Source organism: Bradyrhizobium sp. BWA-3-5, from assembly GCF_032917985.1.
Taxonomy (GTDB): Bacteria; Pseudomonadota; Alphaproteobacteria; order Rhizobiales; family Xanthobacteraceae; genus Bradyrhizobium.
The window spans coordinates 3,351,875-3,367,948 of record NZ_CP136626.1; the positions used below are offsets into that span (position 1 = coordinate 3,351,875).

Below are 16,074 nucleotides of genomic sequence, written 5' to 3' on the forward strand. Positions count from 1 at the left end.
TCGCAGTGAGTCCGGTGTTCAATAAGGTGCGCGACTGTTAGTTCCTCGACGGCGCAATCAACCGCGATTGCGCTCCATAGGAGCTATTCAGCCGCCGCGATTTGTTCTTCAAGGGAATCAGCAGCCACCCACTTGCTGTCATGCGTCCTAAGCGGCTTTTCGGATTTCGTCTGTGGCTGCATCGTTTCGAACGCCTGCCTGCGCGGGCCACCGATGCTGAAATACTTGAACCCGTCGCGTTGGACCTGCTTCTCGTTGAGGAAATTGCGCAAGTCGATAATGACAGGCGACCGCATCCGTTGCCGCAGCGTTCGGAAATCAATTTCGGCGAACTGCTGCCATTCGGTTACGACAACGACCGCGTCGGCGTCCTCAGCCGCTTCAGCGACCGAATTGCAATAGCGAACACATTGCGGCAAGAGAGCCTTTGCGCGGCCGTTGGCAACGGGGTCGTAGGCCATCAGAATGCCGCCGGCATCGATCAGGGCCTGCGCCAGCGGGATAGATACGGCCTCACGCATGTCGTCGGTATCAGCCTTGAAGGTAAGGCCGAGCAGCGCGATCGTCTTGCCGCGTACGGTGCCGCCGCAAATCGCCGCTATCTTCCGAGCCATGGATCGCTTGCGGGCATCGTTGGAGGCCAGGACGGTCTCCATGATGCGCATCGGAGCTTCGTGATCTTCGCCCATCTTGACCAGCGCTCGGGCGTCCTTCGGGAAACAGGAGCCGCCAAAGCCCGGACCTGGTTGCAGGTATCTGATGCCGATGCGCTGGTCCAATCCCATCCCCCTGGCGACGTCGCCAATTCTCGCATCGACTTTCTCGCACAGGTCGGCTACTTCGTTGATGAAGCCTATCTTGGTGGCCAGAAAGCCGTTTGCAGCATACTTGATCAGTTCGGACGATCTGCGATCCGTCAGCAGTATCCGCTCGTTTTCGATACCGACGCTGCGGTAGAGCGTAAGCAGGCGCGCTGCCGCAAAGCCGCTCTCGACGCCGATGACAACGCGATCGGGCCTCAGGAAGTCGTCCACAGCTCGGCCAGCGCGAAGAAATTCAGGATTGGAGGCCACCTCAAATTCCAGCTCCGGACAGATGTTCCGGATCAGATGTTCGATCAGGTCCGCGGTACCCACCGGAACCGTCGACTTCGTCACGACGATGGTGCCCGCCTTCAAGGAGGGGGCAACGCTCTCGACCGCCGTATAGACCTGCGAAAGGTCGGCGTGACCGTCACTTGCGCGCGTCGGCGTTCCGACCGCGATGAAGACGATATCCGCATTCGACACCGCCGCCGCGGCATGCGACACAAAATGCAGTCGCCGGTGCCGGCGACCTTCGGCGATGAGGTCTTGCAGGCCCTGTTCGTAGATCGGCACCTTGCCTCTGCGCAGCAGGGAAATCTTCGCTTCATCGATATCGACGCACGTGACGTGCTGGCCAGCGTGAGCGAAGCATGCCGCCGAAACGAGTCCCACGTAACCTGTGCCGAGTACCGCAATCCGCATTTCGAGTTCCTTCTTATCGTTGGCTGGCGAGCGAAAGCCGGCCGCGGCCGGATGGGCGTCGTGGCGGGGCGCGGCGTGGTGCCATGGCGAGTTCCGGTGCGGTGTTGTGCAGCAGGAAATAGGCGATAGTCGCCTTTAGACCGTCCTTCAGTGTGACCGTCGGACGCCAGCCCAAGGAGCGGCGCGCGATTTCGATCACTGGCTTGCGCCGCTTGGGATCGTCCTCGGGTAACGGCTCGAAGCGCAAAGGCGATGTCGAGCGGGTAGAGGCGAGGACCTCGCGTGCGATCGCCTCGATCGTGATCTCGTGCGGATTGCCGAGATTGCAGGGCCCGGTGAAGGAGGCCGGGCTCTCCATCAGGAGTTCCAGGCCGCGCACCAGATCATCCACGAAGCAGAAGCTCCTGGTCTGGGTGCCCTTGCCGTAGACCGTCACAGGCTCACCCCGCAATGCCTGTACGATGAAGTTGGAAACGACGCGTCCGTCATTCTCCAGCATCCGCGGCCCGTAGGTGTTGAAGATCCGCGCGATCTTTACTTCGAGGCCGTAAAGCCTTTGGTAGTCGAATATCAGCGTCTCGGCAGCGCGCTTGCCTTCGTCGTAGCAGGCCCGGGGACCGATGGCGTTGACATGACCGACATAGCTTTCGGGCTGCGGATGAACTTCCGGATCGCCGTAAACTTCGCTGGTCGAGGCCTGCAGCAGACGGGCTGACTTGCGCCGGGCGAGTTCGAGCATGTTCATGGTGCCGATGACGCAAGTCCGCATCGTGCCGATGGGAGCGCGCTGGTAATGCCGTGGTGACGCCGGGCACGCCAAATTGTAGATGCGGTCGACGCCACCCTCGATGTCGAGCGGCTCACTCACGTCATGCTCAAGAAAGCTGAAATGTGGATGGTTCAGCAAAGGGCGAATGTTGCGCAGCGATCCTGAAAACAGATTATCGACGCAGATGACCTGATCGCCTCGCAGCAGCAGCGAATCGCAGACATGGGACCCGATGAAGCCAGCGCCACCGGTGACGATGGTGCGGCGAGGGCGGGAGGGATATTTTTGGCCATTGATGCGAGGTTGCATGGTCACGTCGTCTCCGTTCACATCTCGGCAACCTGAATGGCGCCGCGGCTTGCAGCGGAACAAGACAGCTTGCGCTGCCGCCGACCGGCCGCTTCCAGGTAGTAGGCTTCGAGCTGCCGGGCGCGGTGGTCGGGTGTGTGCTCCGCAAGGATCCGCCGCCGTGCCCGGTCGGCAATCGCCAGCCGGCGTTCTTCCGAAAGGTCGCGCAGGATCTGGATCACCTCGCGCGCATCCGAAACCAGCAGGATCTCGGTCGTGGGTTCGAAGATCGTCTCGATGCCGGGCCAGCGATCCGAGATCACCGGCGTTCCGCATGCCGCGGCCTCGAACAGCCGTACGCTTGGCGAGAAGCCCAATGCACGCATGTCCGCCCGCGTGACATTGAGGGTAAATCGCTGCCGCGAGTAGAACGGCGCGTGCGCGTGCTGAGGCAGATGATCAATCCGCTCGAGGTTGTCGGGCCAGATGAGATGCGTGGGATATTTGGATCCCCCCACCACGAACCGTCGATCCGGAATTGCCTTCGCGGGGGCCAGCAGTAGGCGCTCGACGGAGGGTTGGCGATCGCCACTGTAGGTGCCGAGATATCCCAATTCCCACTGCTTTTCAGCGCGGTGAGGGCGGTACAAGTTGGGATCGGCGCTGCAGTAGAGCACGCGCGCCATCGGACTGCCGTAGCTGTCTTCGATCATGTCGGGCACCGGCCCGCCCGAAAAGGAAAGGTAGAGGTCGAAGCGCGGTATCATGGCTGCCGAAAGGTATTCGAGGCCCTGATCAAGCCCGGCCAGCGTCACCGGCGTGTCGATGTCGTAGAAGGCGGTTATCCCCTCGGCGTGCGCCGTTACCCATTCGGCAATCGCAACGCCATCTGGAACGTAGGATCCGACAATGACGAGGTTTGCGTCGCGAACGTGCGGGGTGAACCGCCGAGGCAGATCCTGCAGCGAGTGATAGAGCTCAACGTTCCAGCCGGAAGGTTTGATGAGATCGCGGTTGTCGCGGTACCATCGAACGTCTCGCTCGAGGAACGTGACCTCATGGCCGCGGTTGGTCAGTGCCTCGATAAGCGCGCGATATGTCGTGGCATGGCCGTTGCCCCAGGAGGAGGTTACCGAAAGCCCAATGATCACGATGTTGAGAGTCATTCCGCCGCCTCGATCCTTGCGCTCATCCCTTCGAGCAGTTGGTTGAATTGTCGTGCGCGTTGCGCGTAGGTGTGGTGCGCCAAAACGCGAGCGCGGGCGCGCTCGGCAATGACGCGGCCCCTGCCTCCATCAAGCGTACGCAAATGCTCGGCGACCTCGGCACCATCAACTGCGACTAGAACCTCGCGATCTGGTTCGAGGAAGCAATCGATCCCTTGCCATTCATCCGTGATCAGGCATGCGCCAGCGCCGATAGCTTCGAACACCCGGGTGGGCGGAGAAAACCCGTACTTGGCCATGCTGTTACGATTGACGTTGAGCGTCGCCAGGCATGATCCGAAGAAGGCGTTGTGGTCGCCGGTGCCGACATGGCCGAGCTTTCGGACGTTTGGCGGAGTCTGCTTGGTGTTCCACCCCGAGCCGCCGAGGACAAATTGCTGCGCAGGCAAATGTCTTGCAGCATCAAGAAAGAAGTCGTCGACGCGCGATTCCCGGTCGGGAAGTCGGTTAGCAAGCAAACCGAGGTCACAGGCGAACCGCGCACTTGGCGCGACAGGGAAGTGCGTTTCGGGATCGAGCGCGTTATACAGCGGCGCGCAGCCGCGCGCTCCGACTTTGCAGTAAGCCGACGCGACAGGGTCACCCCCGCCATAGGTCAGAACCATATCGTAGCGCGGAATGGCATCTCGCAGGTGATGGTGGGGATCGTTCTCGATCGCATCCAGAGTGGCCGGTGCATCCACATCCCAATAGATGCGAATGGCGGCTGGTCGCGCTTGCGCTATTGCGATTTCCAGTTCCCGGTCGAACACTCCGACGCCGCTTGCCTTGATCAGGAGATCGGCGGATCGGCTCGCCTCCGCCAGCGAACGCTGCCAGCCGTCTTGCGATGCCGGATAGACGCTGACCCGTGCATAGGTAGGATCTTCAATGTCGCGATGGGCCTGGCGCTCAAAGGCATCGGGTTCGAAAAACGTGATCTCGTGCCCGAGCGCTGCGATTTCCTTCAGCATGCCACGATAATAGGTGGCAGCGCCGTTCCAATAGGACGATACGAGGCTCGACCCGAAGAAGCAGATCTTCATGGCATAGCCTCCTCGAACTGAGCTGTTGGCGGGGCGCGTCGTGCGCCACGTACCGATGAGACGATTTCGATCAGTTCGGCCGCGCGGTGCCGACAGGTGTGCCGATTTTGGATAGCCTCGAGGCCGGTCTTGACCAAGTCAGCTGCAAGTGCCTGATCCTCGAGGAGAGTCCGCATGGCCTCTTTCATTTGCGTGCCATCTGCGGCACGCAGATATGATCCGGAAGGGAAAAGAAGTTCGGCGTCATCCCAAGGTGCCGATACGATGGGGATGCCGCACGCCATCGCTTCGAACATCCGGATGGTCGGGATGCCCGGCAGCGACCGGGCATATGGTCCTCGCGGTACGTGGACGGTGAAGCGGGCGCTGGCAAAGGCAATGGGCGCCTGATGGGCCGGCAGCCAACCGCAATACTCGATGCCGGCCGCTTCAATCGCGCGTAGGGCGTCGAGCGAGTAGCGGACTCCATGAATCCGGGCGCGCAGGCCAAGCTCGGCAACCGGCCTGAGCAAGAATTCGTTCAGCTCGGCGCTTCGCTCATTGTCACCCCAATTGCCGATCCAGATCACATCGTGCGTCGGCTCGATCTCGCAATGCGGCCGATACAACTCGGTATCTGCGGCTTCATGCCAAGTGAAGGCGCGGTTGGCCCAGCCAAGTCTGAGGTAGATCTGCCGCAGCACCTCGCCGAAGGCGAGCACGCCGTCAAAGCCCTGCAAATCAAAGCGATCAAGCTGCTCCGGCGCGGTGACCGCGCGATGGTGTGTATCGTGGAAGAGCAGGGTGAATGGGGCACCTTCGATGCGCCGCCGGCCGATATCTCCGATCAGGTCCGGAGCATTCCATTCGTGCACGATCACGACATCCGCGACGTCGAGCGCCTGATCGAGGTCAGGAGCCGTTTCGTATTGCCTGATATCGATCCCGGGCAGTAGCGCCTGCGCCTGCTGCAGCGATCCGATGCCGCCATCTCTGATGGCATTGAGGCGGCTCCATCCGTTGTCCGGCTCGTAAACCGTCACATCGTGGCCAAGCGCCCGCAGCTCACGTGCAATGCCGCGCAGGAAATGGGCGTTGCCATTGTTCCAGCAGGACGTCAGCGCGTGACAGAAGAATACGAACTTCATACATGCACCTCCCGCGCTTGGGCTGGAATGGAACGTGGATGCAGGGCCTGCAGGCGTCGGTAGAGCGTCCGATAGGCGTCCGCAGTTCGGTTGAGCGAGTAGTGTTGCGAGCGCTCCCGTGCAGCGAGCTGTAACCGTGCGCGTTCGCTATCGTCGCGGCATAGCCTGCCGAGGGCATCGTGCAGAGCGCGATCGTCTTTCGGATCGACGAACAGCGCGGCTTGGCTCCAGAACTCCCGAAACGTAGGGATGTCGGAAAGGACCAGGGCACAACCGGCCGAAGCGGCTTCGAGAACGGAGAGGCCAAACGGCTCATACAAAGCTGGGCTGACAAAGATGGCGGCGTGCTGCATGCGGTCGAGCAGGGCGTTGTGCGAGAGATCGCCTATCAAAGTGAGTTCGCGGAAATCCTTTGCCGCTGAGTTCGGCGTCGGTCCGGCGACAAAGACAGGCCAATCCAGTTCGTTGGACGCTCGTGCGAGCGTTGTGAGATTCTTGGCTGAATCCCACATCCGGCCTGCCGCCAGGATGAAACGGCGTTTTTGCTTGGCAGACGAGGCGGCCGGGGACACGCCGTTCCAGATCACGGCGCCGGGCGAGCCCGGCCGATAAAGGTCGCAAATCACGTCATGAAGCGCTTGGCTTGGGCTGACCCAAGCCGTTGCCCTGTTCAGGCCAGAGCTGACGGCGCGCGTGTAATACTGCCATCTCGGCTCCGACAACCACGCGGTATCGTTACAGGCGACGCCCCAAGAGTTGCAGCAGGAATGGGCGACCACAACGATGGGCGCCAGCCAATCGAAACTGGCTTCGCGAAAGCTGTTGAGGTGAACGATGTCGGGCTCGATCGCGTCCTCAAGATCCTCAAGAAAAATCCGGGCGTTGCAAAAATCGTCACCGGCCGGGTCCTGCCATTCGAGGGCGAGGCGGCTCTCGATCAGGCGAACGCGTCTGTCGCTCAGCATGCCGCGCTTCTCGCCTTGCGGCGGCGGGCCCATCGTCACGAGATGGACCTCGACTTCCATGGCGGCCAAGGCGGAGGCCAAACCCGTGGCGTAGGTCCACACGCCCCCCACAGCGTCGGTCGTCATCAGAACTCTGATTGAGGCAGGTGGGCTCATGGCGCGACCTGCAGTTCAAGCGCACTAAGGGGAGCGGGGCGCTGTTCCTGGACGTCGCTGAACTTATCGAACATCGCTAGATAGTGTTTGTGCGCGCGCTCCCAGGCGAAATCGTCCGGCTCGCCCCACAGCTTTCGGTAATCAGGCGAGCCGGGATACGGGTAGAGTGGTACGGGATCATTGGCCCAGACGCCGGCGTTCTGCATACGCCTCCGCCAGCTCTGCACGACGGGGTCGTCATCCTCAGGAACCTCGATCAGGTTCGCCTGCACGAACGGCACATGTTGTCGTGCCTCGACGAGCCGGTCTGCGAGTTGGTCCGTCGTCATCTTGCAGTTCTTGGCGAGCGCGGCGCGGCCTTCAGGCGTCAGGCTCTCGACGCCGGCCTCGATCGAGACGCATCCCGACCGGCCGAGCAGCTCCAGCATGTCGGGTTTCCAGAGATCGATGCGGGTCTGCACGCCGAACTTCAATGCGCGAGATACCAGTCCTTCGAGCAGCTCCGCGTTGGGCAGGAAGATCTCGTCGATGAAATAGATGTATTCGACGCCCTGTTCGCCAAGCCGGTCGATTTCCTGAAGAAGGACATCGGTTGGCCGCCTGCGGTACAGATTTCGGAAATTCTCTTTGGCGCAGAACGTGCAGTTATAGGGACAGCCGCGTGATGCTTCGATCTCGGCGCCCGGGCCGACCGGTTCGGCTTCAAACCGGTGGTGGTGGTGATGGTGGCGCCTAACCATTCCATCGGGCCAAGCGAGCGCAGGCTGATCTCTAAAGCTCGCGGCTTGCGGTCCGCCAATGACACGGATCGTGCTGTCTTGGGCGAAACATAGCCCGGCAAAATCCCGCTCGCCGTTCGCAAGACGCAGCAGCGACTGTTCGCACTCGCCCATGACGACGATATCGACGGCGAGCTTCTTCAGGGCGGCCCTCGGCGTCGTCGATCCGTGCGGCCCGACGGCAACGAGCATGGGCGCCAGATCGCGCACCGCCAATGCCAGCGCCTGCGGCACGCGCAGTTCTGGCGGTGCGCAGCGCCAGAACAGATAGGTCGGCGCCGTCGTGAGCACGATTATGTCGGGCCGAAAGGCACGGAGTTCGGCTTCGAGATCGGCGAAGGAGAGGTCGAACATGTGCGCGTCGAGCAACAGCATCGGATGTCCGGCTTGCTGCAGATAGTGCCCGCTGATCCCGAGTTCGAGCGGCAGATGCGGCGAACGGCAGCCGAAATAGATGCTCCGGTCGAAACTCCAGTTTGGATTGATCAGCGCGACACGGGTCATGCCAAGGCCTCGCGCTTGGAAGCGTCGATGAAGCGGAGGGCAAGCCATTGGTGTAGCGAGAGCAAGCCGTCCTGCAGCGATGTCTTCGGCTGCCAGCCGAGCGCGGTGTGAAGCGCGCGCGTATCGGTCACGTACCAAGGCTGGTCACCCGGACGCCAGTCTGAGAAGGAATAGGCAATCTCGTGGCCCGTCAGCTCGCTTAGCAGCCCGATCAGTTCACGCAGGCTGATCGAGTTCGCAGGTCCGCCGCCGAGGTTGAACACCCGGCCTCGGACCAACGCGATGTGGTCCAGCGCGGCAAGCCAGGCATCGACTGCATCCGAAACGTGAAGCGCGTCGCGGACCTGATATCCGTCGCCGTAGATCGTCAGGCGCTCACCGCGCAGCGCACTGAGCAGAAAGTGCGCGATCCAGCCCTGGTCCTCGGTGCCGAATTGCCGCGGGCCATAGATGCAGCTCATGCGCATCACGACGGCCTTCAATCCGAAGACACGGGCATAGTCGCGCACATACTGATCGGCCGTTCCCTTGGAGCAGCCATAGGGGCTATAGAAGTCGAGCGGCGCGTTCTCCGAGATGCCATCGGCTAATACGGGGCTGGCAGGTCGGTAGCGTTCTCCTTCGCGAACGATCTCGGTGTCGTCGATCAGCCTGCCGTAGACCTTGTTGGTCGATGCAAACAGCAGCGGCGCCGATGGATTGTGGAGCCTGATAGCCTCCAGAACGTTTACCGTCCCGCGTGCGTTGATCTCGAAATCGGCGACGGGGTCTGCGATGCTGTCGGTGACCGCCACTTGGGCGGCAAGGTGAATGACGGCGCTGGCATCACGGACGGCGTCGATGACCGATATCGGGTCGCGAATGTCGGCTATAACGATAGCGATGCGTTCGCCGTGTCGCGACTTCAGCCATTGCGCGTTCTCGCGGACCCCGGGCCGGACGAGGTTATCCAGGACGACTACGTTGCGACCCCGGCTCGCAAGGCGATCGGCGATGTTGCAGCCGATAAAGCCGCAGCCGCCTGTGACGAGAACGGGCCTGTTCAGGGTTTCCGTCATGCCACCAACCCTCGTTGCAATAGCTCCTCGGTAGCTTTCTCGGCGCGGTCTTCGGCAATCTGGTCGGCGAGATAGCCGGCCAGTTCGTCAAGGCCGTCATCGAAAGCTACCTGCGGTTCGAAACCGAGGACCCCGCGGCCTTTTTCGATATCGGCGAAGCAATGCCTGATATCGCCGGCGCGATATTTGCCCGTGATATCAGGTGTGAGGTCCGGCCGACCCATGACGCGCGCGAGATCGCATGCCACGGATTGAATGGTTCGGCTCTGTCCCGATCCGACGTTGAAAACATCGTCGCCATGGCGGCTCTCCAGCGCCAGCAGGCAGGCGCGCGCGACGTCCTGGACGTGGACGAAATCGCGTCGTTGAAGGCCATCCTCGAACACCAGCGGCCGACGCTTGTTCAGGAGCCGCGCTGCGAAAATCGCCAATACGCCGGTGTAGGGATTGGATAGCGCCTGGTGGGGCCCGAACACGTTGAAGAAGCGTAGCGCGAGAACCGGAATGCCATATGCCTTGCCCATGATCAGGCACATCCGCTCCTGCGCATATTTATTCAGCGCATAGATCGAACTGAGCGTTGGCTGCTTGGTTTCCGGCGTCGGTATGGGGTCGAGGAGGCGCCCCTGCTCATCCGTCAGCTCCCACTGTGACTGCTTGAGTTGTGCAACGGGGCGCTCGGCAGGCGCAAGCGTGAGGCCATCAATCGAGCGGCAAAGCCCTTCGCCGTAGATGCTCATCGACGATGCCACCACGAGACGTTCGACCGGACGTCTTGAAAGAGCCTCCAGCAAGACGGCGGTGCCAAGCTCATTGGTCCGCACGTAAGCCGCGATGTCATACATGCTCTGCCCGACGCCGACGCAGGAAGCCAAATGCAGGACCATATCAGCCCCCCGCAACGCACGCTCGACGGCGAGACTATCCGTGATGTCACCTACGATGAGCTCGGCGTCTCTGTTCAGATATGACGGACGGTGACGTTCCGTCCCGTGGACCTGCGGCGCGAGATTGTCGAGCAGCCCGACTTCGTAGCCGGCGGATAATAGGGCACTCGCCGCATGTGAGCCGATGAAGCCGGCCCCTCCGGTAATCAATACCCTTGCCATTCCTGGCTCTCCTTGCTCGACATCAGAACGGTCTTGCAACCGGTCAACGGTGGAGTGGAAAGCGCACTTTGCAAATTCAGGTCGGCTGACCGCGCGCTAATCACATGATGAATCAGAAGCAGGGCAAGGAATGTTCGTTCCTCGAAAATGTACAAACAAAAATTCTGCTAACCTGGATCAATAACATGGGTGAATCGCGTGAGCTCAATCGCTTTAGAAGGGCGAGCCATGCGCGAGTGGCGGCAGGTCAAGATGGCGTGCGACCGTCGCGCCGATGTCGGCGAATCCACGGCGCTTGCCGATCGGTGACCCACGTGGCGCGCCGGAAACGAGCACAGGGACCTGCTCGCGGGTATGATCGCTGCCGCGCCAAGTCGGATCACAGCCGTGATCGGCGGTGATCACCAGCAGGTCGCCGGACTTCAGTCGCTCCATCAGCTCGGGAACGCGGGCATCGAATGCCTCGAGGGCGGCTGCGTACCCCGCGACGTCGCGCCGGTGACCATAGACGCTGTCGAAATCAACGAAATTGGCAAACAACAGCCCGCCGTCTGCCAGATGATCCCAACCCTCGAGCATGCAATCGAACAGCGCGTCGTTGCCGTCACCGCGCTTGTTGAGGCCAGTTCCTCGATGCGCGAAAATGTCGTCGATCTTGCCGATCGAGACGATTTCGCGATGTTCCGCCTTGGCGATATCAAGAATGGTCGGTTCCGGGGGCGGCACCGCGAAATCACGCCGATGCGAGGTTCGCTTGAAATTCCGGCTGGATGCACCAGTGAAGGGGCGCGCGATCACGCGACCAATGTTGAGGTGATCGACCAGCCCGCGCGCCACCGCACAGACCTCGTAGAGCCGCTCGAGCCCGAAGGTTTCCTCGTGGGCCGCGATCTGGAACACGCTATCGGCCGAGGTGTAACAGATCGGCTTTCCGGACTGCAGATGCGCCTCGCCGAGTTCTTCGATGATATCGGTGCCCGAGGCGTGACGATTGCCAAGAACCCCCGGCAGACCGGCTTGTTGCACGAAGGCGTCAATGAGACCCGGCGGAAAACAGGGCTCAGTCCTTGGAAAGTAGCCCCAATTGAACCGGACAGGGACGCCGGCGATCTCCCAATGGCCCGACGGTGTGTCCTTTCCTTTGGACAGTTCACTGGCACATCCATATTGCGGACGTACCTCGCCGCGATAAGCCAATCCCGTAAGTTGACGGCCGGTCGCAAGGCGATGGGCCTCGCCAAGGCCGAGTTCGACGAGATGTGGCAGATGCAGGGGGCCCTGGCGCACGTCATTATCGGCATCGCCGCCGGCGCAGGCGTCGGCAATGTGACCGATCGTATCCGCGCCATCGTCCCCATACGCCGCTGCGTCCGGGGCAGCGCCAATTCCGACCGAGTCCATGACGAGGATCAGGGCGCGCATATCGCGTCCTTTGCGGGTTCGAGCTGCGGCGGCATGGAAGGGATTGCCGCTGGCATCTCGCAGTAACGTTCAAGCATGCGGCCGCAAAATTCGGCGAATTCGAGGGGCGCCAGCGGTGGGCTGGTGTGGTGTGGAGCGATGCCGCGATGTTCCGGCGTGAAGCAGAACGTCAGCGTCACTTTGAACTCCGCCAACGCGTCCATCTGCCGGTCGAACCAGTCCATCGCATTGGGACGAAAGCTGTCGGCCCAGGATAGCCCGGTCCTGAGATGGGTTACGCCGAGGCGGCGCATCCAGCGTACGGCTTCATCGAGACGGTGATCCTCGAAGTGAAACCACTGGCATAGACCCATCATGTCAGAATACTGCTCGAACGTCTTGCAGGCGAGCTTTGGCTTGCCGTCCTGGCGCAGCAGTCCCATGTGGAAGTGTCGGTAGTAGGACGATCCCTCGGCTTCCCGGTGTCGCGTCGTCGCCTCCCACGTCGAGGGAAGGTCATAAAGGCTGTACCAGTGGATCCGCGGCGCACGGCCGCACAGCAACTCGGCAGTTCGGCGGACGCCCCAGTCTTGCACCTCCTCTGCGCCGAACGAGGACACGCCGACTTCGGTCACCCAGACCGGCAACGCGACGAGCGACTGGATTTCCGCGAGCTTGTCCGGCCATTCGTCGATCTGCCACAGGTTCCAGTCGAGCGGGAAGCCGTGCAAGGCGATCACGTCGACATGATCGAGAACTCCTTTGGCCTTCATGTTTTCAATGAATGAAGGATCGATCGGGGAGATTCCGCCGAGCACCCGGGGTAGCGTCGGATGAACGGCGCGAATGGACTTTCCAGCGGCGATCGCCAGATCGGCGAACTTTTCCCAGTCCGGATCAAGCTGAAGGTCCCAATGCGATTTGTTGTTGGGCTCGTTCCAGATTTTCACTGCTTCGATCATCGGACGGCACCTCGCGGCACAACCGGCATCGCCGCGCCTGGTCTGGCCCTCCTGCACAGATAGACCTCTTCCTCGGGGTGAGCGGCGATTGCAAAACCCGCGCTGCGCAGCATGGCCTCCACGCAAGCGCGGTTCGGTGCCCACCAATTGGTGGGGTCGTCGGCGTATTTGTGTTCGATGAAATGCATCTTGGGATAGCCGGGACTGTCGAAATGCGAGGTCGTCCAGAAATCGTAGTCCCGCTCAATGGTGTCCACCTCACTGGAGCCGCGCAGCATGGATTGAAATAGCAGCAGGTCGCGCGCGACATGTTCATGAATCAGGTCCAGCGCGAGCAGCGGGTGACGAAGGTGGTATAGAACACCCATGAAGATCACGAGATCGAATTTTTCGCCGAGCTGCCCGACATCGTATGTCGACATCTTGCGGAATTCGACCTCAAGTCCGCTGACATCGGCTGCGAACCTGGCTTGCGCCAGATATTCATCGTCGGTATCGAGACCGAGCACGCGATCGGCGCCCCGCCGCTTCATCTCCATGGCGTAGAAGCCCGCATTGCAGCCAATGTCGAGGACGGTCTTGCCCTGAAGATCGTCAGGGACAACGCCGGCGAAACGGCGCCATTTCACGCGGGGATAGTCGCCGAGGAAGTGCGACGGCGCGGTGCTGACGCCCCTCAGGTCGAGGTTGTGAAACCAGGGACCGAGTGCATCAACCCGGCGGCGGATTTCCTCCCTGGAGAGCACGGTCGTCATGATATGCCTCCGTTCCCGGCGGACGACCGTGTTTCGCCATCCATGCCGATGATCGGCGCCGCATCCAGCCTTTCCCGGCTAGACTGCATATCGGCCAGCAGCGCCATCGCGGCTCGATAGCCGTTGACGGTGCCGACATCGACATAGGATTCACCGGCCTTGACGCCGATGCCGCGCCCGCCGGCCTCGATGTAGCCGTTCACCAGCGTGCCGAAATATTCGTCCCGACAGCCGCGCTGCCGCCAGAGCAGGTGCAGATCATGGAAGCCGGTAGCGGACATCCTGAAGGCGCCCCAGATCCAGTGCGACTTCCCACCCGCCTGCTTGACCTGGATTTCACGCACGCGCTCGCCATCGAGCACCACTGCATCGAAGAATTCCGGATGCTCCACCGGGAATAGCAGGAATGAGAGCTCGGCATTGGGCAGCGCGCTCAGCGCGTTCTTGGGAAACCAGACCGTGTCGGGAAGACCAACAAGCACGTCCTCTCGGGGACCGACCACGGTGCGCGCCCTGAACACGGCATCGCACAATCCAGAGGCCTGTGGCTGAACAACATAGGCGAGTTCGGCGTCGCCGTAGCGATCACCATAATATTCGAGGATGTCGGATTTTCCGGCCGAGATAACAAAGCAGATCTTGTCGGCTCCGCCCAGAATCAGGCGTTCGATAAGATATTCCGATACGGCGCAAGGACGGTCCATTCCGCTCTCGCTGCGGCTGCCAACGGGCAGGAGCTCCTTGGAGAATGCCAGGGGTTGAATGCGGCTGCCACGGCCGGCGGCTGGAACGATGCCCCACATGCTATACTCCCTGAGTTTCGATTTGGCAGAGGCTGCGGCTCGTCGCCTGTTCGAGCAGTTCGACGAGTTCGAGGGCGCGCTTGCTCGAACTATGCTGATCCAGCGTTCGCTCGCGTGCGCGTCTGGCGATCGTCGCTAGTTGTTCCGGATTGAACTCCAGCGCCGCCAGCGTATCGCTGGATTGGCTCGCCAGCAGGATCTCTTCGCCAGGCTCGAAGAAATCCTCCAGCCCCGCCCAGCGATCGCTGAGCAGAGGCGCGCCGCAGGCCGCGGCTTCAAACAAGCGGCCGGATGGGCACCATCCCATATCCGCCATCGCGCGACGGGTCACATTGAGCGTCAGGCGCGCGGAGGCAAAGAATGGCGCGTGCTCGGACGGCGGCAGGTGGCGGACGAAATAGATATTCGAGGACCATGGAAAATCCGGTGGATACTGTGCTCCGCCAATCAGGAAGCGGAGATCCTGCCGCAGACGGGCTGGCGCGACGAACAGTTCTTCTACGGCGGATTGTCGGTCTTCCGAGTAGGTTCCGAGATAGGACAGATCGGCCAGATAGTGCGGCTTGGCGGCAACAGGGCGATGAACGTCGGCGTCGACGTGGCCGTACAGCGGCCTGATATCCCGCGCACCGAGCTTGCGGCGGAATTCGTCGAAGAGCCGCTGTCCGCCCGTGAAGCTCAATACCAGCGCAAAGTCCTGGAGACCTGCCGGCCCAATGTAGGGGACGGGCTCTCCCGCCTGCAACCTTGCGAGCGTGATTGGCGTGTCGAGGTCATAGAAGACAGGGGTGGCACGATCCTGCGACAGGATCAGGTCGGTTGCGGCCAGCGCGTCGGCGCAATAGGAGGTCACGATCGCGGCGTCACATTCGGCTATGCTGCTGCGTGCGATCGAACGTACTTCGTCCCAGGATCCGTACAGCACGAGCCGTCCGCCCGGAATTTCGAAAAGGTCTCGGGCGCCCGCATAGTAAGGCACGTCACGCTCAAAGAACGTGACTGAATGGCCGGCGTGAACGAGGTGCTTGCAGAGCCCACGCCATAGCGTCGCGTGACCGTTTGCCCATGAGGACGAGATGGTCAAACCGAATATGACAATTCTCACGCCGGCACCTGTTGATTGATCCGCGAGATACGAATGCCCGATCCATCCACCGCAAGCGTGCTAACGCTCGCCGGCGCGACGTCGATCGAGAGGAAATCATTCAGTGGAATGCGCGAGTAGTACAGCAGAGCCGCTCTGATTGGCTCGGCATGGCTGACGATGACAACTGCGCCATCGGCCCGAATGCCACGAAGCTGCTCCAGATGGCGAACGATCCGCCGCTGCAGCGCCTGCATGCTCTCACCGCCCGGCGGGCGATTTGCACTGCGCCGCGTATTCCATCGACGCCATCTCGGATCGCGTTCAAGCTCGGCAAAGGTACATGACGTCCATTCTCCATAGTCGATCTCATCGGCTTCAGGAGCGATCTCTACCGGCAGGCCGAAGTGCCAGGCGAGAATGGAGGCGGATTGCTGTGCCCGTCGTTGCGGGCTCGACTGGATCACCGCTGGTCGCTCGATCATCTCGGCGCAACGCGACATCTGGCGGCAACCAAGATCGTCAAGCTGCGCGCCGGGCATCCTGCCGCAAAGC

General features: G+C 61.5%; 15 protein-coding genes. All 15 read right to left on the reverse strand.

Annotated elements, in window-relative coordinates:
• Window positions 1–83: 83 nt before the first annotated feature.
• The 15 genes from RX331_RS16090 to RX331_RS16160 all read right to left on the reverse strand — a co-directional run bounded on the left by RX331_RS16090 (window position 84) and on the right by RX331_RS16160 (window position 16,061).
• The gene (locus RX331_RS16090; RefSeq protein WP_317257457.1) at window positions 84–1,508 is read right to left on the reverse strand and encodes a UDP-glucose/GDP-mannose dehydrogenase family protein; all 1,425 of its coding nucleotides are present in this window, start codon (window positions 1,506–1,508) and stop codon (window positions 84–86) included.
• Window positions 1,509–1,521: 13 nt separating this feature from the next.
• The gene (locus RX331_RS16095; protein WP_317258144.1) at window positions 1,522–2,586 is read right to left on the reverse strand and encodes a UDP-glucuronic acid decarboxylase family protein; all 1,065 of its coding nucleotides are present in this window, start codon (window positions 2,584–2,586) and stop codon (window positions 1,522–1,524) included.
• 17 nt (window positions 2,587–2,603) lie between these two features.
• The gene (locus tag RX331_RS16100) at window positions 2,604–3,731 is read right to left on the reverse strand and encodes a glycosyltransferase (RefSeq protein WP_317257458.1); all 1,128 of its coding nucleotides are present in this window, start codon (window positions 3,729–3,731) and stop codon (window positions 2,604–2,606) included.
• Window positions 3,728–4,816, reverse strand: a complete 1,089-nt coding sequence (locus RX331_RS16105; RefSeq protein WP_317257459.1) for a glycosyltransferase — start codon at window positions 4,814–4,816, stop codon at window positions 3,728–3,730. The genes RX331_RS16100 and RX331_RS16105 overlap by 4 nt, the downstream gene beginning before the upstream one ends.
• A complete protein-coding gene (locus RX331_RS16110; protein ID WP_317257460.1) occupies window positions 4,813–5,943 on the reverse strand; it encodes a glycosyltransferase in 1,131 nt (376 codons plus the stop codon). The genes RX331_RS16105 and RX331_RS16110 overlap by 4 nt, the downstream gene beginning before the upstream one ends.
• Entirely contained in the window at window positions 5,940–7,034 is a 1,095-nt protein-coding gene (locus tag RX331_RS16115; RefSeq protein ID WP_317257461.1) for a glycosyltransferase family 4 protein, read from the reverse strand. The genes RX331_RS16110 and RX331_RS16115 overlap by 4 nt, the downstream gene beginning before the upstream one ends.
• Before the next feature lie 26 nt (window positions 7,035–7,060).
• Window positions 7,061–8,347 carry a TIGR04295 family B12-binding domain-containing radical SAM protein gene (locus tag RX331_RS16120; RefSeq protein WP_317257462.1) on the reverse strand — a complete coding sequence of 429 codons (1,287 nt, stop codon included), beginning with the start codon at window positions 8,345–8,347 and terminating at the stop codon, window positions 7,061–7,063.
• Window positions 8,344–9,405 (reverse strand): SDR family NAD(P)-dependent oxidoreductase, encoded by a 1,062-nt coding sequence (locus RX331_RS16125; RefSeq protein WP_317257463.1) that lies wholly within the window; start codon window positions 9,403–9,405, stop codon window positions 8,344–8,346. Before RX331_RS16125 ends, RX331_RS16120 begins: the two co-directional genes overlap by 4 nt.
• Entirely contained in the window at window positions 9,402–10,514 is a 1,113-nt protein-coding gene (locus tag RX331_RS16130) for an NAD-dependent epimerase/dehydratase family protein (protein WP_317257464.1), read from the reverse strand. The genes RX331_RS16125 and RX331_RS16130 overlap by 4 nt, the downstream gene beginning before the upstream one ends.
• Before the next feature lie 213 nt (window positions 10,515–10,727).
• Complete coding sequence (locus RX331_RS16135; protein WP_317257465.1) at window positions 10,728–11,936, reverse strand: phosphopentomutase; 1,209 nt, start codon at window positions 11,934–11,936, stop codon at window positions 10,728–10,730.
• On the reverse strand, window positions 11,924–12,877 hold the full coding sequence (locus RX331_RS16140) for a beta-xylosidase (protein ID WP_317257466.1): 954 nt from the start codon (window positions 12,875–12,877) through the stop codon (window positions 11,924–11,926). The genes RX331_RS16135 and RX331_RS16140 overlap by 13 nt, the downstream gene beginning before the upstream one ends.
• Window positions 12,874–13,632, reverse strand: coding sequence for a TIGR04290 family methyltransferase (locus tag RX331_RS16145; RefSeq protein WP_317257467.1), 759 nt, complete (start codon window positions 13,630–13,632; stop codon window positions 12,874–12,876). The genes RX331_RS16140 and RX331_RS16145 overlap by 4 nt, the downstream gene beginning before the upstream one ends.
• A complete protein-coding gene (locus RX331_RS16150) occupies window positions 13,629–14,435 on the reverse strand; it encodes a sugar phosphate nucleotidyltransferase (RefSeq protein ID WP_317257468.1) in 807 nt (268 codons plus the stop codon). The genes RX331_RS16145 and RX331_RS16150 overlap by 4 nt, the downstream gene beginning before the upstream one ends.
• Window position 14,436: 1 nt before the next feature.
• Window positions 14,437–15,540: a glycosyltransferase gene (locus RX331_RS16155; protein ID WP_317257469.1), complete on the reverse strand. Its 1,104-nt coding sequence runs from the start codon at window positions 15,538–15,540 to the stop codon at window positions 14,437–14,439.
• Window positions 15,537–16,061, reverse strand: a complete 525-nt coding sequence (locus tag RX331_RS16160; protein WP_317257470.1) for a histidine phosphatase family protein — start codon at window positions 16,059–16,061, stop codon at window positions 15,537–15,539. Before RX331_RS16160 ends, RX331_RS16155 begins: the two co-directional genes overlap by 4 nt.
• Window positions 16,062–16,074: the final 13 nt, after the last annotated feature.